Source organism: Photobacterium jeanii (genome assembly GCF_001650345.1).
Classification (GTDB): domain Bacteria; phylum Pseudomonadota; class Gammaproteobacteria; order Enterobacterales; family Vibrionaceae; genus Photobacterium; species Photobacterium jeanii.
This window is the reverse complement of sequence record NZ_LVHF01000012.1, coordinates 135839-155408: the sequence shown is the minus strand read 5'-3', so window position 1 is coordinate 155408 and position 19570 is coordinate 135839. Positions and strand designations below refer to the sequence as shown.

Here is a 19570-nt window from a genome sequence, read left to right as displayed (position 1 = left end):
TTTGATGTGATATCAATAAAGTGAGTTTTTTTGTCATGTTTTTGGCGTATATTTCCAGATACGCCAAAACATATTATTAATTTGAAATGCTTTTATAAATAGGCGGGCAGTATAATACCAATTCTTCACAATTGCTCAAGCGCATTTAGAGCATATGCTCCGTTTAGCAACTCACTTCAGCCTGAAGCTGGCTAATTATATTCATATATAGCTTAACTGCTGGCAGCATACGCGTTTCATCAATGTCAAAATCACCGTTATGGTGACCTGCAGTAAGATCAGAGCCAACCAAACAGTACACGGCTTTACCGCCATTTTGTTGAACACGATCCACCAAATATCCGGCGTCTTCGCTGGCACCAAAATCTTTTTCACGAACTACGTGAGTAAAACCGCTTTGCTCGCCAAGGCGATATAACAAATTAACCATGCTGGCATCGTTATATAACCCTATCGCTTCACCTTGAGCTTTTATCTCGACATCAACACCATGCATCATTGCTGACGCATGGGCTATTTGCTCAACCTGCTGGTACATGTAAGTGTTTAGTTCACGATTTTCACCACGAGTTTCACCTTTCAGCAATGCCTTCTCTGGAATTACGTTTCGCCCTTCACCAGACATTAGCTGGCCGACATTAACTCGTGTCATGCCATCACGGTGGCGAGGAATGGCAAGCATTTGTGAAACCGCAGTACATGCCGCAGCCAACGCATTACGACCAGCATTAGGCTCAATACCTGCATGGGCTGGTTTACCGTTAAATTGAAGATCAAATTTAGAACTGCACAAGAAATGCTGAGGATCACACACTAATGTACCGCTTGGTACATTCATGCCAATGTGAGCCGCAACGAGATAATCCACATCATCTAACCAGCCGCTCTCAGCAATGGCTTTACCGGCGCGACAACCTTCTTCTGCAGGTTGAAAAAGTAGCTTAATCTTCCCACATAGCTTATCGCGATTTTCAGCTAACACCTCTGCTAAGCCTAAACCGATAGCAACATGTGCATCATGGCCACAAGCGTGAGTGACACCAGATGAAAGTGATGAAAAACCGAGAAAATAAGGGCGATGAGAGTCGTCTTGGCTCTCTGCTACTTCGACTGCATCAATATCAAAACGAAAGGCAATGTTTGGTCCTGGTCTTCCGGTATCTAGCATGGCACCAACGCCTGTGACACCGTTCATCAAAATCAAACTTTCTGTATCTGCGCCCCATTGCAGGGCACGCTCTTGGGCTTGTTGTACTAACTTATCATCTCGTCCCATGATGGATTCAGGGCGGATAATTTGATCGGAAAACGCGAGTTGATAATCGAGGTGTTTTAAGTGGGCGGCGATTCGACTGGTGGTAAAAAATTCACACCATGCCGCTTCTGGGTAACGGTGTAGCTCACGACGATAATTAATGAGACGCTGAGACAACGCTTGCTCATCGAAAAAGAAATTGCTCACATTATTTCCTTATGATCTTTGATCACTCAACGACTCATCACCATTTAATGCTTATGCTTCATAACCTAAGGCTGATGATGAACAGTTAAGCGACCAATCCCTTGTATCAGTTAAATATATTAATAGCCAGTTAGCTCCATAAAGCCACGACCTTGATGACTCCCCGTGACAGAAATAGGACCTTCCCAATACGGAAAAGTAAAAGGTAACCACTGCTCTTTGCGTAATACGCCAACAGATAACCTAATCTCTTGCGAAGGAATATCCACACGCCACTTCATTGGTAAAGTTTTACCACTCGTGGTTGAATAGCTCAGCGGAGTCAGATAAATTTCGCCGTTTTTCAATGGTATAACTTTACCATTAGGCCAACTGCGAGAGCCAAAAGTATACGCTTTGTTATCTTTGGCGCGAATTTGTGCCGCCATCAACGCGCTACCATCATCTAAGCGAATGGAGAACCAATCCCATCCTTGCTGGTCATTAGCAAGCATGCTACTACTCCATTCACGATCATACCAAGCGGTACCCGACACTTTGAAAGACTCACCATTTAGCGTCAATTTCCCATCTACGCTTAAAAATGGCGCACTGTAGTAATATGATGCTCGTGGTTCTGCCGGGTGTTTTTGGCTATAACCATCATCGCCATGAAGGATCAATTCACCTTGGTTGGTAATATTTAGCTCAGCAGCCATTGCTTCATCGGCAAAATGCAACTTACCCGGAAAAGGGTTATCGCCCTCGGCTTCCCACACCCAATTATCCAACCAGATACGGTACGGTGAATTTGTCATCCCCGCCTGACCTATCCCACCACGGGCAAAACGTTCAGCTGATTGGTTGCTGTTTTCAGTCGTGATCACCGCATGTGCCATATAAATTTGTGGACTCCCCCAACCAGGGTTATCACTTTTGCTCGTTGCGATTCGAAATTGCGTCCACTGCAAACCGTATTCATTGCCGTTATCATCGGTTAAATTCGCGGTCAGATACCACCACTCGGTTTTAAAGGTCGGATGCTCACCATGATCATCAGGGAAAATTAATTGACGATCTGGCGTCACTTTTTCAAACGCTTGATCAGCATCATCAGTCTTCGCTTCTGTCAGTACGCTAACCGTTGGCGCGACAGGCTCTGTCGGTTCACAGCCGACTAAACCCATCAATAGTAAAAATAAAACTAGATACTTACCCATTAGAATGACTCACGTAATGAGGTGATCGCTGAACGTTTAACTAGTCGCCACACAGGCCAAGCCCCCGCAGCAAGTAAAACAACTAAAGCAGCACTTAACGACACTAGGTACTGACTCGGGAAGAAGTAAAGCTCCATCGTCCAGCCAAACGAATATTTCAGCACCACGTCTATTAACAGTTGCGCTAATACTAAGCCTAGCGGTAACGCCATTAGCGCGGTCAATAAGCCGATAATGAATAACTGTCCACCACCTAACATAGCAAGTTCACGACCCGTCATGCCCATACAGCGTAATAGTGCGAACTGGCGTTGACGTGACACTTCACCCGCCACTGTCGCCACAAACAGACCACACACCGAAATGAATAAAGTCAATTTACCCAGCGTCGATGTCACAACAAAGGTACGGTCAAAGACTCGCATTGCTTGATTCATTAGCTCGGCATTATTTCGAACTCGCTCTGGCTGCAAACGGAAGCGCTCTCCCATCCGCGCCATGATTGGCTCAGGTGATTCACCTTCTTTCAAATGAATAGCAAAACCCACCGCACCTTTTTTCTGCCACAATTTTTGCCAATTGCGTTGTGATAACAACAACTGACCATGTGGATTACCGTAATCGTAATAAACTGCTGAAATATGCCAGCCTTTACCAAGCGGCGCTGGCAGGTTAACAATGTCCCCCGGCTTCCAACCTTCGCGCAGTGCCATAGATTCACTTACCATCACTGCACGTTGGCTATGTGTTTTTGCCCAGTAATCAGGTGTGGCGACTTTCACTGCCATCGCCGCTTTTTCACCTTGCGAATGACCAATGCTGCGCAGTTCAACAATACCTTTATGGGTATCAAGTTCTTTACGCCAGCGACGCCATACTTGGTCAACTTCTGGCTGCTGTTCCAGCCATGTTTCTAGTCGGGTAGCCACACTTAAAGGAGGACGCACATAAATATCAGCCGCCAAACGCTGCCCCAGCCAGTTTTCGGTTGTATAGCGGAAACTACCAACCATGGTTTCCATTCCGATATTGGAGGCCAGCGCCAGCATAAATGCCATTGCTGCAACACCACGATAACTCAGGCTCGCAGCGGCATCAGAGAAGAACCAACGTAGTCTGGCGGCCTTCACCACCTTGGCGAGCAAACGGAAGAATTGCCATAAAATAAACGGCATCATCAACCCACAGGCGACAAGAATGAAAGCAATCAAGACAAAGCCAGCAGTTTGTCCATGAGGTAATTGATAAACGCCGTAAGCCGCCCCAATAAAGAAACAAGAAATAATGGCCTGAAACGCAAATTCTCGACCACTAATACGGATCAAAGACATTCTTGTCGCCAATCGTAAGGGTTGCGTTTTAATCAAACGAAGTGCTGGCCAACCACATGCCAATACCGAGCCAAATACAGCAATCGCTAAACTTGCTAATCCCCACTGCCAGTGCCATTCAATCGCCAGATTGACATTCGCACCATAGAGATCACTCAAGGTTGCCGCGACTGAAGGTAACAGTTGTTGCGCCAGCAATAAGCCAAGCAAGTTCCCCCCGACTAAACCAAGGATCACCCACAGTAGAATTTCTATCGCCAACGCACCCGATAACTGATAGCCCGAAACACCCATTTGACGTAACAAACCCACTAAAGGTTGACGCTGTGACAAAGATAACGACATGGCTTGATAAAAAATAAACAAGCCCACCACAAACGAAAGCATCCCCATTGCAAACAAATTAAGGTGGAAAGCGTTTGTCAGCGGCTCAAGCGTTGCGCTTTGATTAACATCCATCCCCATTCCAGATGGTAGTTTCGCTTCTAAATCTCGTATCCGCTCAGATGACATCTCACGGCAGATCACAGCAGTGAAACCTGAACTACGGCTGATCTGACGCAGCAATGCCATATCAGCAATCATTCGCGGGCCACCAATACGCTCATCACTCACCACACGCAATGGTCCAATATTCATGCCATCGTCTAGGGTGATCATTTCGCCATCTTGCACCCCGATATAACGTGCTAATTGTTCACCAATTAAAATTGGGTATGGCGGCGTAATTAAGTCAAACAGCTGAGGTTGAGATGGTCCGGTGCTTTTGAGCGTGGAGAACATGGCGATAGGATCAACACCAAGTAACTCGAAGTCGCGTTGTTGTTCGGTTGTGATGCGATGCTCATCGATTGGCACACACTCTTTGAAGCCAGCACGACGAAGATCGATATAAAAGCCCTGCGGTACCTTCATACCACTTTGCAAAGAACGGATACGGTAAGGGAAAGGATTATCAAACAGCTGCTCACCTTGGCGGTAACTTTCACGTGCTTGCTGATTGATAGCCATAACCCCAATCAACAAGGCGATGCCTAACGTTAACCCCAGCCATACGAGCAGAATTTGGAAAGGATGGCGACGATAATGTCCCCAGAGCGCCTTAGCGACTGGCTTGGACATGTAATTGCCCTCCTTGGAGACGAATACAACCTTGCATATGCGCGGCAACTTGCTCACTGTGAGTCACAAGCAATAACGTACAATCGAGCTTGGTCGCAAGGTTAGTTAACAAACGAATGACCGCACTGGCATTACGTTCATCGAGGCTACCAGTTGGCTCATCTGCCAGTAAAATATCGGGCTCCATGTAAAGCGCACGCGCAATTGCCGCACGTTGTTGCTGACCACCCGACATCTCTTCTGGATAACGATCAAGTAACGGGCGTAGATCTAGCGCAGAAACAATTTGACGCCATAAGGATTGATCATCTTTCAGCCCTTTTAGCTGACGACAAAAACGAATATTGTCTTCGGTAGTCAAGGTTGGTAATAAATTAAACTGCTGGAAAACCAAGCCAATATTATTACGTCGGAAAGCGGTACGTTCACGCTCAGAAATAGCATGAATTGCAGTATCACCTAACCAAATTTCACCGGTGTCGACACTGTCTAAACCTGCAATAAGATTCAGCAAAGTACTCTTGCCTGAACCACTTTCCCCCATTAATGCCAGCTGTTGTCCCTGCTTTAATGCGAGCTCAGCACCTTGAAGCACTGAGTGATACTCGTTGCCATCTTTGTAACCTTTACAGAGGCCTGCAAGTCGTAACATTTATGTCCTCGAAACCGTGATTTCCGTTAAGCGATATGTCTTTGTATGTAGGCAGTGAATGTACCGTAAACCCTAACGCCGAGAAAGCAATTTGCGGCATTGGTCTTAATTAAAAGGTAAGGTTTTACAAAGCACATACAAAATTACTATAAGCCTTACAGCTCACTAACATTATAGGGGCTTGTATAAAGAAAAAAGCGTTCCTATCCATTACGATAAAAACGCTTCTTTTGTTCATTTTTAACGGGTAATTTACTGCTTTCGCCCCATTTTACCCTTTATGCTACTAAGTTATTCATCCATGCTTTTGATCTAACTCGCAAAATAGAGCCGACCCATTTCACCAATTCTTCTACCACTAACGAGGCATACACCCATTCAAGTGGTAACTTCAGCACTAATGCCACAATGGCAGTAAACGGCAAGCCAATCATCCATTGCGCAGCGATGTCTTGATAAAAACAAAAACGAATATCACCACCAGCACGAAGTACTCCGACAATCATCGTCATTGGAATGGTGCGGATAACCACCATCACAGCCAATATCGTAAAGAAGTTCTCTGTCAGTTCGCGGGTATCAGGCGATAGCGCAGAGAATAGATCCAACACGAGATTCTTAGAAAGCAGCATAATGATGGCAACCATCACACCACACAATACGTTAAAGATAGAGACTGCCCATGCTTGCTGATAGGCTTCTTCCATCTTATTCGCACCAAGCTGATTACCAATCATCACAGCAGCGGCGTTCGATACACCAATCAGCATCGCTAGCGCGAAAGATTCAATCGGCGTGATAACAGATAGCGCAGCTAACCCTTGAACACTGACCTGACCAATAATGGCGTGATAAACGAAAATCCCCATCGACCACGCGAGATGATTAAACGTTGTTGGCAACGACAATTTCAAGAAACGCTTTACCAGTACCCATTGGCAAGCTTCGCTAAATACCGATAAATCCAGTGCTAATAAATGCTTGCGACCATATAGGAAGCTATACAATAAGCCAACTTCAACCAAACCACTGACTAACGTTGCCCAAGCTGCACCAGCAATACCCATAGCTGGCGCACCCAAATTACCGAATATCAGCACCCAGTTAAGGAACATATTGAGCGCAATACCTATCGCACTAAAGAAGGTACTGACACCCGGTTGATGCATTGCACGCAAACCAACGGCAATACTACTGCCCCATGCAACGGCAAATAAACTCACAGAGGTGATAGCCAAATACTCTGCACCTAAGGTGATGACAGGAGCAGAATCCGTCGCAAGACCAATAACAAACTCTGGAAAAACGAGAAACAGCCCACCGCAAATAGTGGCGGTAATGGTCGTCATCGTAATAGTTAACGCGGTACTTTGCTGTACCCCACGTTGATTTCCCGCTCCCCAATACTGAGCGGTAAGTAAAGCGCCCCCCGTTGTTACACCAAATAGCATGATGGTTGCAACAAACAGAGCTTTACCCGCAATACCAATCGCAGCGACTTCCATTTCGCCTAACTGACCTAACATCAAAATATCAACCAAACTACGGCTGGAAAACAGCATAGTTTGCAGTGCGATAGGAAAAGCAATGAGCAATAAGCGGCGAAGGAAATCTCCCCGTAATTGCTGAACAACAAGATGACGCATTAACAGCCTCACAAACAGCAAAAAGAACGAAAATCGGAACTGGTATTTATCGACGTTTATCGAGTTTACAGCGCATATCCAGCGTATTTTTCTGGCTTGGTCACGCTTATTCTTGCTTGATAAACAGAAGGAAAGACAAGCGGAATTTTATCCACTACAGTTGTAATAACAACCACTTTTTGGTCATTTTTTCACTTCAGTTAATTATACCAATATCGAAGGTTGAGCACGGCGTAATTAAAAGATTACCGTCTGATAAAGTGATGTATTCAGTGAGTAATCTTGAAACAAAATTTGTAATAAGGAATGCGGTTAACGCCACCGTAATTGATCACTAAGGATGGAGTCGTAAGAATGATAAAAACCGTTCTTGTTGTTGGTGCTTCAGGCTATGTTGGAAGTCACCTTGTTCCCGAATTAGCTAACAGTGGCTATCAAGTTAAAGCGACAGGTCGTAGCTTAAAACTATTACAAAAACGCGGCTGGAGTAACATCAACAATATAGAACTAATCGAACTCGATCTTGGGTTAAAAACCGACCTTGCTCCTATCCTCGAAGACGTTGACGCAGTGTTTTTCTTAGTACACGGCATGGCACACGGACACGACTTTATTGAATACGAACTCGAAGTCGCCCGCCACTTTAGCCTCGGACTGAGCAAAAGTAATGTCCAACGGGTTATTTACCTCGGCGCACTCCAACCAGACAGTGGCCATTCCAAACACTTAGCTGCACGAAAAGCCACTGGAGAAATATTACGTGAATCAGGCAAAATCGTAACCGAATTACGTTCGGGCATTATTATCGGTCCTGGTTCTGCGGCTTATGAAGTGATGCGTGATTTTGTGTACCACTTGCCTATCATGCTAACGCCTAAATGGGTGCGATCACGCAACTCTCCGATTGCACTGAGAAACCTGCTGTTTTATCTCACTGAACTGCTTCATTTCTTACCATCTCGGCATCAAATTCTCGATGTCGCAGGGCCAGAACCTTTGACTTACTCCCAGCAAATGAAGCTATTAGCAAAGCAGATGGGTAAGAACATTCGCATAGTTCCATTACCTTTTTTATCGCCCAAACTTGCAGCGCAGTGGCTACGAGTGATCACATCAGTGCCAACAGATATCGCCAAAGCGCTTATTGGCGGCTTACAACACGACTTAACCGCTCATAGTGAAGCAATTGAAGCCCTTATCCCGCAATACCTTCTTACCTATGACGAATCAGTTGAAGAAGCGCTAGCTCATGAAGAAGAGGTGGTACGTAGTGAAATCTGGGGGTTTGATCCTGACGCACTTGCTAGGTGGAACAAAGGCTACGGTTACTACCCTAAACACGCAGGCTATACCTTAAAAACCGATGCTAGCGCTGAAGACCTCTGGAACCAAGTCACCCAAATTGGGGGGAAGCGCGGTTACTTTTACGCAAACTACCTATGGCGTATTCGTGAATGGCTTGATGCTCTTTGTGGCGGCAACGCCATGAAGCGTACTCCAAAACTAGAAGGTCCTTTAAAACTTGGCGATCACATCGATTCATGGAAGGTGATCAACATTAAGAAAAATCACTTTCTATCGCTCTTATTTGGTATGAAAGCCCCCGGCTTAGGTCGCTTGGAATTTACCATTGAAGATCACGGCGATCATCGCACGATAGACATTCGTGCATGGTGGCACCCTGCTGGATTTATGGGGTTGTTGTATTGGTTTGCCATGATGCCGGCTCACCTCTTTATATTCAGAGGCATGACTTACGCTTTGGTAAAAGCCTGCAAAGCACAAGGCGAACAAGGTAAAACGCTGACTCAATAAATGTCGACCATAACGTTCATACAAAAACGCCACCTATTAAGGTGGCGTTGCTGAATTAAGAGGCTGAACAATTACTTACGTGTCGGCAGTTCAGGTAGATGATCGCCGCTATTAGCCGGATACACAATGTACTCACCATGATACTTCACGATCGATTTGTAATCTGTCACCTTGTATAGCAGTAAACCATGCTCGAACGCTGTATCAATTAACTGCTGAGTATTGCCGCGAATGAAGATAGACAAAGGTTTCACCAACTCTCGGTGATTTTCTTCACCTTCCGCAAAGGCATCTTCCGTTTTTTTACAGCAAGCTACCAGCGACGCTTGACCATCGGTGTGGTGTTTAACCTTGCGATTGATCTCGTAAGCCGTCGTTACTTGCCAATCTAACTGCTCGAGTTGATCGTAAAACGCAATAAAGTTCTGCTCAGTGATCACATTCGCTTTGTGTTGATCATCCATAACAGCTGCGTACGTGTCAGCTAGATGTTCAAATTGCAAACGTAGTTGAGCTTTCTGCCCCATACTGCGGGCTTGCTGTTGCCAGTTCATTAAGGTCTTCGCCATGCAATGTGCATAACGCTGTTGTTTGATCGCCTTTGTCACCCAAGCACTAATAAAATGGGTTTCACTTACAGGGTTATTTGGGGTTTTTCCCGCATCAATAGAAGCCTGTAGCTCAGCTAAACCTTCAGTCACCAACTTGTATAATTCTTGATAAAACAGCGTCATTTTCTTCACTTAAGCATCACGTGATAAAAACCAATAAAATCCAGCCGATAGTAATGCACACACAGCCATTGTCATTGCCATAGGCCAAGTGGTTGCATCTGGCATCATCGCCACCGCCCCACCAATCACAGTCCCCGTACCAAAACGTATTGTTCCAGCCAAAGATGAAGCAGTTCCCGCCATGTGTGGATACTTCGCCAATAAACATGCCATGGTGTTACTACCGATAATGGATATCGTACCAACAAAAAGCATGACAGGCACAACCACACCCCACAAGCCTAAACCTAACAACTGACCAAGAATTAAACCAAAACCTGCAATAAATTGTACGCTCAGCCCGAAACGCAGCATCCAGTGCGAACCTTTTTGCTTCACCATGCGGCCATTAATGCTGGTCATTAAAATCAAACACACCACATTTAAACCAAACAAATAGCCAAAGTTTTGGGTACTCACATGATATAGGTCGATATATACAAAAGAGCCAACAGTTAAGAAAGTAAACATACCCGCGAACGAAAAGCCGCTACAGAAAATCAAACCAACCGCAGACTTATTGGTCATCAAGCGGACGTAATTGCGAAGAGTTGATGCCAAGTTAAATGGCAAACGCTTTTCTTTCGGAAGCGTTTCTGAAATTTTAAAGCTAACTGCTAACAAGACAACAACAGAAAACGCCGCTAATACCCAAAAGATCGCACGCCAGCCAAACCAGACCGCGACATAACCACCAATCATAGGCGCTGCAAGTGGCGCTACCGTCATCACCAACGTAATGAAAGACATAGTGCGAGCAAACTCTTCGCGCTCGAACATATCACGCACCAATGCCTGAATAATGACAGCCGCTGAAGCCCCAGCGAAACCTTGCGCAGCACGCACCCAAGTAAGCTGAATGATATCCTGACTAACGGCACTGAAAATCGCAGCAATACCAAATAAAACCACACCGATGATAAGCACGGGTTTTCGACCATAGCTATCAGCCAAAGGACCATGCAATAGCTGACCAATAGCAAAACCTGCGGTATAGGCTGTTAAAGTACTTTGAACCAAACTGGGAGAGACAGCCAAATCGCGGGCAATGGTAGGCATTGCAGGCAAGTACATATCAATCGCTAACGGTGTTAGCGCGGATATAGCACCTAAAATTAGGATAAGCATAAAGCTTAGTTTTTGATTTTCATTCTTGGGCATAGAGTACAACTATCTGCTATTTTTTGAACCGTATATTGTACGACATATTCTCGAATTTTATTCATTCTTTATAAGAAAGAATACGTTTCTTAAATCGGCACGAAAAAGCCCTTTTCTGCTATATCTCGACCTGTTCACAGTGATACATAGCAAAAAAGGGCTTAATTTAAGATCTTAGTAACAGCAAGTAGTACTGTGGCTAAAGCTCTTACTTCATAAATGACGCAATTTCTTCTGCCGTCAATTCACGATATTCGCCAGGTTCCAGCTCTTCATCGAGCTCAACAGCACCAATGCGTTCACGATGTAGCGCTTCAACTTTGTTGCCAATAGCCGCAAACATGCGTTTTACTTGGTGATACTTACCTTCGGTGATGGTAATTAATGCTTCACGTTCACCTAAAATTTCTAATTTCGCTGGGCGCGTTAGCTCTTTCTCACCACGCAGTTCAACGCCATTTGCAAACAATTCGATTGCCGACTCTTCAAGTGGATCTGCCACTTCAACATAGTAGGTTTTCTCGCATACGTGACGCGGCGATGTAATGCGGTGTGACCATTGGCCATCATCCGTCAGCAGTACCAAGCCTGTGGTATCACCATCAAGTCGACCAGCTACATGCAGCTTCTCAGGGCTAACAATATCAAGCAATACAAACACCGTTGGATTGAAATCATCAATGTGCGAACACACAAAACCCGATGGCTTATTCAGCATGTAGTACTGAGGACCCGTTAGCTTCAATGAACGACCATTAAATTCCACATCACAGTCATCAGTAATTTTTAGCGAAGAACTTTTGACGATCTCGCCGTTCACTTCGACCATTTTATCTTTCAAGATCTTACCCGCTTCTCTGCGCGTAATACCTAAGGTTGTACAAAGGAATTTATCAAGCCTCATTGTTGGCTCCAGGTGTTTCAAAATTGGTGGGCTATTATAAAAAGCTGGACTGCAACTTGCATTAAAAACTTATGACCAAACGCCAATTATCCGTTTGTTATGAACAGACTTTACTATCATTAAGTTTTATTTTTCCTTTGCAGTGTGGTTCAAAAAATAGAACATTTCTGACATTTGTTGGTCATAAAAGAGTAACCTTTTAACGAATACATCGCGTATAACTAAAAAGCAGAACGCCTAACAACGAAGGTCATAGTATGAATATCTCTCTTGTTGCGCCAAACGCATCTTCTGTTAATAACCTACTGAATTTAATAGAAGAATTGTTTGATTATGAAGCTTTACCGCAAAAAACTGAACAAACTCAACAAGCTATCCAACAGCTCATCGCTAATCCAGATCTCGGCCAAGCGTGGTTAGTTGAGGCAGACGAAGCAGGCGAAAAGATGGTGGTCGGTCATATCATCGTTAGCTACAGTTTCAGCTTGGAACACGGTGGTAAAATAGGCTTAATCGATCAGTTTTATCTCAAGCCTGAATGGCGTAAGCAAGGCATTGGTACCCAGCTATTGCCTGAAATTGAACAATCACTTGCCCAATTAGGTGTCAGAGCGCTATCACTCGAAGTGAACATAGGCAATGCAGGCGCGCGTAGTTTTTACGAGAAACAAGGTTACATGCCACGTCGTCAGTTCTGCAACATGACCAAAGACATCACCCCACAAACCGTATCGCTGAACATCGCGTCTTAATTACATTCACTGTTCATCTATACAGTTAAGCTATGTTACACTCGCCGAGTTTTCCTAACTCGGCGTCTGTTGCATGTATACCCTCCGCCCTTACCAACAAGATAGCGTTAAAGCGACCATTCACTATTTTCGTAAACATACCAGCCCAGCAGTATTAACACTGCCGACAGGCGCAGGTAAAAGCTTAGTCGTGGCGGAACTGGCACGCATCGCCAGAGGTCGAGTCTTAGTGCTAACGCACGTAAAAGAATTGGTCGAGCAAAACCACAGTAAATACGAAAGCTATGGATTAAAAGCCTCTATCTTTTCAGCAGGGCTCGGTCGTAAAGAAACAGATCGCCAAGTTGTGTTTGCTTCAGTTCAGTCAATGGCAAATAGTCTCAATGCATTCAAAAATGAATTTTCGTTACTCGTGATCGATGAGTGCCACCGTGTACCCGATGATGAAAACAGTGCCTACCGCAAAGTTATCAGCCACCTACAGTCAATCAATCCGGGGATCAAAATCCTAGGCTTAACCGCCACTCCATATCGTTTAGGAATGGGCTGGATATACAAATACCATACCCGAGGTCAAGTTCGCACCGAGCAAGACAGATTCTTCCGCGATTGTATTTTTGAACTCCCGATCCGTTATCTACTTGATGAGGGTTTCTTAACCGAACCTAAAATTATGGATATGGCGGTAATGGGTTATGACTTTTCTAGCCTGACACCTTCAGCCAACGGTCACTATAAAGAAGCTGATTTAGATAGCGTGATTGAGAAATCTTCCCGCGCTACACCGATGATCATTGAACAGGTCATTGAATACGCCAATGAGCGTCATGGGGTGATGATTTTTGCATCCACCGTCAACCACGCCAAAGAAATCATGGGTTACTTGGCGAATGAAAATGCCGCTCTGGTCGTCGGTGATACCCCTTTAGATGAGCGCGATCGCATCATCGAAGATTTTAAGCAGCAAAAGATTAAATATCTCGTTAACGTCTCGGTTTTAACCACAGGCTTTGACGCACCACATGTTGATCTAATAGCCATACTCCGCCCAACTGAATCCATCAGCCTCTACCAACAAATTGTTGGTCGTGGATTACGTTTGTTTGAGGGTAAAGAAGACTGTTTAGTCTTGGAGTACGCGGGTAACTGCTATGACTTATACCAACCAGAAGTTGGCGATCCGAAACCTAACAGCGACAGTGAAGTTATTATGGTGCCCTGCCCTGCTTGCGGCTTTAACAACAGTTTTTGGGGCAAGCTCGATCCTGCGGGTTTTCTTATCGAACACTATGGACGCCGTTGCCAGGGCTATTTTGAAGACGACGAAACAGGCGAACGCGAAGAATGTGGCTACCGCTTTCGTGCCAAATACTGTGAGGAATGTGGCGCAGATAATGATATTGCCGCACGACGTTGCCACGTTTGCGACGCTGTAATGGTAGACCCAGATAAAAAACTGCGAGATGCGCTAAAACTCAAAGACGCGATGATCATCAAATGCCAAGATCTTCGTCTTGAACCCGGCAAAAACAAATTTGGAAAACCACAGTTAAAAGTGATTTACAGCGGTGATGAAGGCTCTGAAATCAGCGAGATTTGGCCACTATCAACCAAAACACAAAAAGACAGTTTCTTGAAAAAGTTTATCAACCCACACTTAGTTGATCGCCATCGTCCATTTACCGACACCGCCCCAACAAAAGTGGCAAACAATGAGCATCGTTTGCGACCACCTGAAATCATTATTGCTCGCAAAAGCGGTCGTTTTTGGGCTATCCGCGACAAGCTATTCGACATAGATCAGTACCAAAAAGATTAAGCTTTATTCTCACTTGCCAATAGTTAGTGGTTATTTAAATACTTCCCCACAATTAATAACCACTAGCTATAATTTCTCTCCCAATATTTAACTAATGACATTTCTGTAATTTTATTGATTTGCGATTTAAATCCATAAATTAAGATTGCCATCAAATTACTAAGCTCGCTCAAATTGTCTCGCTGCTAGCCCACATGCTAAATTTCATCTTTACCTATGTTCCATAGGTTTCATTATTTCGCACCGTTCAAGCTAGGTAAGTTGATAGATAATTTCACTGTGCTCAGCAACTCTCATATATAGAGATCGTAGGCATTTGGTGTAATTGGCTTACCAGCGCTTTAGGAGAAGTGTCGCCATGGGTAAGCCCGCTGCATATATCGGCTGTCATCACACCTGCCCTCAATATTCAGGGAAAACACCTCACGTTGGTGGCCCCGTCGCAGCAGGATCTTCAAACGTGTTCATCGGCGGCATGCCAGCAGCACGTCAAGGTGACAGATTAGTATGCTACGGAGGCCCGCCAGATAGCATCGCTTCTGGCTCATCGGGCGTTTTTATTAATGGCAAACCAGCAGCACGTATGGGCGATTCAACCTCACACGGTGGAAAAGTCGTTGTTGGTAACGGAACTGTTCTGATTGGTGAAAAAAGTAGTGGGCCAGCAGGAGGAGGCTCTACTAAAAACTCAGGCGGCACTAATAATAATGAGCAAAAAGAATTTGAGAGCGCAAGCCCTGATTTTCATGAGGCTATTGTCCGTGCTGTAGAGATTGAAACTCAACTTGTCCCTGTTTGCGGTTTACAGAACGGAGGTAACTGCACCCTTGGAGATAAATGCAAATGTCCGCGTTAACTTCAAAAGAATTGCTTGAATTAGAAAACAATAGCTTATATTTAATCCTTGATATTAATTATTTTAATGACAAACAAATAGATGTTTACAACAACATTATTTGTAATGACTGGGTGCCACTATTTTGTAATACTCCTTATGATGGGAACCTTGATGTCAGCCCAATAATAATAAAATTAGAATCAAACAACGAAATATTATTAGAAAAAGCAAAGAACAAAATTGCCGGAATTGTACTAAATTCTAATTTAGCATTAGATGAGCTTCAACAAAAATTAGCATACATGTTGACGGTTGAAAGCGACATAAAGAAAGAGGGTATTTGCCTGCTGCGTTTTTATTCGCCAATAACAGCATCTTACTTAATAAAAAAACAGCCTGAGTATTTTGGTAAAGATATTAAAGAAACATTCACTCCATCATACTCACGCTTAAGTTGGAATCATTCTTTATTAAAAAACTCATCAGACAATTATAAACTAAAAATAGATGATAGTTTTAGAGCCAATTTAAAAAATCAAAGAATGGCTTATTACCTAGGATATTACGAAAAATGGAAAAAAATAAGCAACACCATAATATATGACAGCGCTACATCTCTTGTGAAATTGATCGAGTCAGGTAAATATAACAAAAAGGAATATAAAGAATGGGAGAATTTAATATTATCCTTCCCTGAGCTACTTAAACACAACTATTGGATACACCTTACATCGCAAAATACTTCTTTTACTGAAAAATGGAAAGAAGCATGCTTTTTAGTTGATTCGATCAAACAGAATCAAGGATTTAAATATGATTAATAAGATTATTCTACCGACTGCAGATAAATCCCCGGAAATTGAACCATTTCCGATCCAAGACGAAAGCATTGATTCATGCGAGAAATGCAGCAATGAAAAAAGATTCCAAGATCTTATATACATAGTTGGAAGTAAAAACTTTTATTTGTTAACTGAAAACGCTTGCGAAAAATTAAATATCGCTGAAAGCAAAATTGAAGAAGCAATTCAAGACAACTCTAAAGATATAATTACTAGTTTATCCGAAGCTGATGCTATCGATGGGCTCATTAAAGCAGATATCGAAGCATTCATACCTAAGTCTAAGAAAGTACAATATGAAAATGATAAGCTTTGGATAAAAAACGCTCGCAAAGAGGCACTAAAATATAAAGAAAAATATAATACCTTTGTTCCAAGAGAAGGCTTTACTTATGTATATAATGATAAAATACGTTTTATCGAAAATTGCAAATCAGAAGCCGTAACAATTGCTCGCAAGAAAGGATACATTTATGATTCTGGCACTTTATACAGCCCAAGAGAGACTGAAATAAAAAAACTTCTAGCGAAATACTTTAAAGTAAAAAAGAAATTCGAAATTGAAAACTACAACTCACCTAAAAGCCAAATAAGCACTCTTCAGAATGAGATCTCCTCTATCGCAGATTTCTATAAAAAAAGCAATTTAACATACAACGTAAAAGATGCTGCTACAATTGCTGAGAGAAGACGAAAAAATGAGTTAGAAGTGAAAATAAAATCATACAAAAAACTTGTTGATATCATCGAAAAATTAGCCTTTGTTGGTATAGCCACACCTGAGTTAGCACTAGGTATCGAATGTAATATCAAGGATGATTTTTTAAAAGAACTCGCTTCTGACACCTCAATCAATTTCAAAACAAAAAAAATAACAGAACAAAGCAAACACAGTGAGATGACTGCGACAGAATACGGTCAAGAAATTTTATCAATATACTACCATTATGAAAAGCAAGAACAAATTATAACTAAAAGTATTAGAGATAAATTAAAATCTTTATCTAATGCAACTAACCATTACGCTATTCCACCACAGTTTATTCTTGAAGAAGAATACACTATACTTAAAAATATCTTATTGAAAAAAGATAAATTTAAAGACTACGCACATAAAGCTATTGCACTCTGTAAAGGGACATTTTTTTTAGTATGGGATATCAGCGATTATAAATCCAAACCGATGGAGTCGCTAATGCTTGACCGATATCCATTGAGGGAGTATTTGAGAGTTGAGAATGCACAAAGCTCTAATTCAAATATCGCTGATGGGCTAAGACACATAAGTTTAATACACTTACCACAATCAGCGGAAGATAGAAAAAGCAGCATTTACAAATCAAGGAAATCTTCAGATGAGGCTTTTTTTAAACTACTATCATATGAGGTAGTCAAAGTCCCTATTAAAAGCTCTTGGTTCTGTAGTAAAGGTTTATTCTTAACAGAAAAGCTTGAAAAACATTTGAAAAACAAAAACATCATTGTAAATGCTCTAAATGGTGACATTACAACTTGGAAGGAAACAATACAGAGAATTCTTTACAGCCAAACACTGTCAAATCGAATCAACCCATTTAATGACAGCTATCAAGCACAGCTTATTAGGCTTATATCTAAACGTGATTATTCAGCTTTTGTTGATAAGGCGTTAACCATAGATCACCAGAATACACACAGAACTTATTCTGGATATGTAAGCAAAACCAAAGGCAGCGACGGCTCTAAGAAATATGAACTTGGCAAGTTTGAAATGAAAACTGAATTTGCTTTACGAACAGGTAACATAAGCCTGGTCGAAGCCATTACAGGGGAAAAATTCATATGTTTACCTAATAATGAAAACATTGATACAACTCAGCTTATTGAGTTTCCCTACATTGATTCCAATAATAATAAAAAGTATTTTGAGTATTGTATTGGCGCAATACAAGCTAAATTTTCATTCGATGCGTTTGGTTTTGCTGGAGTTAATCTTGCTGTATCAAAACAATTAGAATTATCGAAAGATGGATTATCAATCCCTTCACTATACGAGATTGATAATAAAGGAGGAATAAGCTCTGAAGCAGCCTCATTAAAAGCAGAGGCAAAAATTGGAGCTGAAATGGCTTGTTATGTTCTGTGGCATTTACCTACAACGTCAACCAATGACAATGTAGAAGCAATTCCCGATTATATTGTTCCTTCAAACATAAAAGCTATGACTTTGATACGAGCCGCAATCAAATGTACCATCGGCTATGAAGCAAAATGTCCCATTTACTTTTCCATGAAAAAGAAAAAGCTATACGTTAGTGTTACAATTCCGGTTAAATATAGCCAAGTAGAAATATATGGAGAAGTCAACGGAGAAGCTTTAGGTGCTTGGGTGTGGATGTTTCAACGTATTTTGAGAAAGAGTAATTATCACCGTCTTGATATTGCCGATGAAGATAGTTTTAAAAGGCTATCAATACTATCTCAATTAATGATCTATACTACAACAAATATAGGTTTCTACCTTGCTCAAAAGAAAGATACACTAGACAAAATATTAGATATCTTTGACTTCAAAAAGTCTGGAAATACTGCTTATGCAATAGCTTTTGGTAGGGATGATATACTTAGTAAATGGATTGTTAATATGGTACCAGAAGCTTTAGGCCCATTAATTAACACATTAATTCAAGAAAGTTACGAAATTAATGTAAAGTTATCAGATGATAAAACAATTCCTTTCAACAAACATGAAGTTCAAGCTTTGCAGCAAATTGCCTTATGCAAGGTAGTAAACTTTTTATATATTAATGCAAAAGAGTCTCAGATAGAGCTCAAAACAACAGAAAGGCAATTAGAGGAAGCATTTTATTTAATGGCTCCTAGAGTTTACCCAAATATAAAAGAAAAAAGGCTGCTTACTTATAACATAGAGCTTGAAAAAATATGGAGCTATTTATCCAAAGAAGTTAGCACTCCAAAAATTAAACAGCGAGAAGTTTTAGAAATGCTAATAAGAAAGAACAATTGGAAAACCAAACTTAATTATATCACTAGTCGCCTTCATCTAGATATACTTGCTAATCAAGAAAGATATGAAGATGTAATAAAAAAACATCTAGATAGAACTTCAGAGTTAGCAAGAGGAAGCTTCAAGTCAGCAGGTTACCTTCAAAAGTCAACCTCATTAGAACTTATTAAATAATTATAATCGCTCTGATAATCATGAGTGATATTTATTATTAGCCTATGAATCATAAATATTTAATAACTTAAAG

13 protein-coding genes and 1 pseudogene are annotated in these 19570 nt (G+C 42.1%); 6 read left to right on the top strand and 8 right to left on the bottom strand.

The genetic code is table 11. The features are described 5' to 3' along the window. Positions 1 to 163 precede the first annotated feature (163 nt). The 5 genes from A3K86_RS02120 to A3K86_RS02100 form a co-directional block, all read right to left on the bottom strand. Positions 164 to 1462 (bottom strand): amidohydrolase, encoded by a 1299-nt coding sequence (locus A3K86_RS02120; protein WP_068326975.1) that lies wholly within the window; start codon positions 1460 to 1462, stop codon positions 164 to 166. 119 nt (positions 1463 to 1581) lie between these two features. Next, complete coding sequence (locus A3K86_RS02115) at positions 1582 to 2661, bottom strand: lipocalin-like domain-containing protein (protein ID WP_068326972.1); 1080 nt, start codon at positions 2659 to 2661, stop codon at positions 1582 to 1584. Further along, entirely contained in the window at positions 2661 to 5114 is a 2454-nt protein-coding gene (locus tag A3K86_RS02110) for an ABC transporter permease (protein WP_068326969.1), read from the bottom strand. Before A3K86_RS02110 ends, A3K86_RS02115 begins: the two co-directional genes overlap by 1 nt. Next, complete coding sequence (locus A3K86_RS02105) at positions 5095 to 5766, bottom strand: ABC transporter ATP-binding protein (protein ID WP_068326966.1); 672 nt, start codon at positions 5764 to 5766, stop codon at positions 5095 to 5097. The genes A3K86_RS02110 and A3K86_RS02105 overlap by 20 nt, the downstream gene beginning before the upstream one ends. A gap of 278 nt (positions 5767 to 6044) precedes the next feature. After that, complete coding sequence (locus A3K86_RS02100) at positions 6045 to 7412, bottom strand: MATE family efflux transporter (RefSeq protein WP_068326963.1); 1368 nt, start codon at positions 7410 to 7412, stop codon at positions 6045 to 6047. 354 nt (positions 7413 to 7766) lie between these two features. Here A3K86_RS02100 and A3K86_RS02095 point away from each other — a divergent pair, with 354 nt between their 5' ends. Beyond that, positions 7767 to 9227, top strand: coding sequence for a DUF2867 domain-containing protein (locus A3K86_RS02095; RefSeq protein WP_068326959.1), 1461 nt, complete (start codon positions 7767 to 7769; stop codon positions 9225 to 9227). 71 nt (positions 9228 to 9298) lie between these two features. On the opposite strand, the gene A3K86_RS02090 is transcribed toward A3K86_RS02095, so the two are convergent. The 3 genes from A3K86_RS02090 to rsuA form a co-directional block, all read right to left on the bottom strand. Next, positions 9299 to 9961 carry a DUF2913 family protein gene (locus tag A3K86_RS02090; protein WP_068326956.1) on the bottom strand — a complete coding sequence of 221 codons (663 nt, stop codon included), beginning with the start codon at positions 9959 to 9961 and terminating at the stop codon, positions 9299 to 9301. 9 nt (positions 9962 to 9970) lie between these two features. Further along, positions 9971 to 11161, bottom strand: a complete 1191-nt coding sequence (locus A3K86_RS02085) for a Bcr/CflA family multidrug efflux MFS transporter (RefSeq protein ID WP_068326953.1) — start codon at positions 11159 to 11161, stop codon at positions 9971 to 9973. A 208-nt stretch (positions 11162 to 11369) separates the two neighbouring features. Next, positions 11370 to 12065, bottom strand: a complete 696-nt coding sequence (gene rsuA, locus A3K86_RS02080; RefSeq protein WP_068326950.1) for a 16S rRNA pseudouridine(516) synthase RsuA — start codon at positions 12063 to 12065, stop codon at positions 11370 to 11372. Positions 12066 to 12322: 257 nt separating this feature from the next. Between rsuA and A3K86_RS02075 the strand changes: the two genes are divergently transcribed. The 5 genes and pseudogenes from A3K86_RS02075 (at position 12323) to A3K86_RS02055 (ending at position 19497) form a co-directional block, all read left to right on the top strand. Continuing rightward, positions 12323 to 12817, top strand: a complete 495-nt coding sequence (locus A3K86_RS02075; RefSeq protein ID WP_068326947.1) for a GNAT family N-acetyltransferase — start codon at positions 12323 to 12325, stop codon at positions 12815 to 12817. 73 nt (positions 12818 to 12890) lie between these two features. Next, positions 12891 to 14636: a DEAD/DEAH box helicase gene (locus tag A3K86_RS02070; RefSeq protein WP_068326944.1), complete on the top strand. Its 1746-nt coding sequence runs from the start codon at positions 12891 to 12893 to the stop codon at positions 14634 to 14636. A 358-nt stretch (positions 14637 to 14994) separates the two neighbouring features. Beyond that, a pseudogene (locus tag A3K86_RS23105) lies at positions 14995 to 15282 on the top strand (PAAR domain-containing protein); the annotation flags it as partial. A gap of 197 nt (positions 15283 to 15479) precedes the next feature. Next, the gene (locus A3K86_RS02060; RefSeq protein WP_162844300.1) at positions 15480 to 16295 is read left to right on the top strand and encodes a DUF4123 domain-containing protein; all 816 of its coding nucleotides are present in this window, start codon (positions 15480 to 15482) and stop codon (positions 16293 to 16295) included. Then, positions 16288 to 19497 (top strand): hypothetical protein, encoded by a 3210-nt coding sequence (locus A3K86_RS02055; RefSeq protein ID WP_068326938.1) that lies wholly within the window; start codon positions 16288 to 16290, stop codon positions 19495 to 19497. The genes A3K86_RS02060 and A3K86_RS02055 overlap by 8 nt, the downstream gene beginning before the upstream one ends. Positions 19498 to 19570 lie beyond the last annotated feature (73 nt).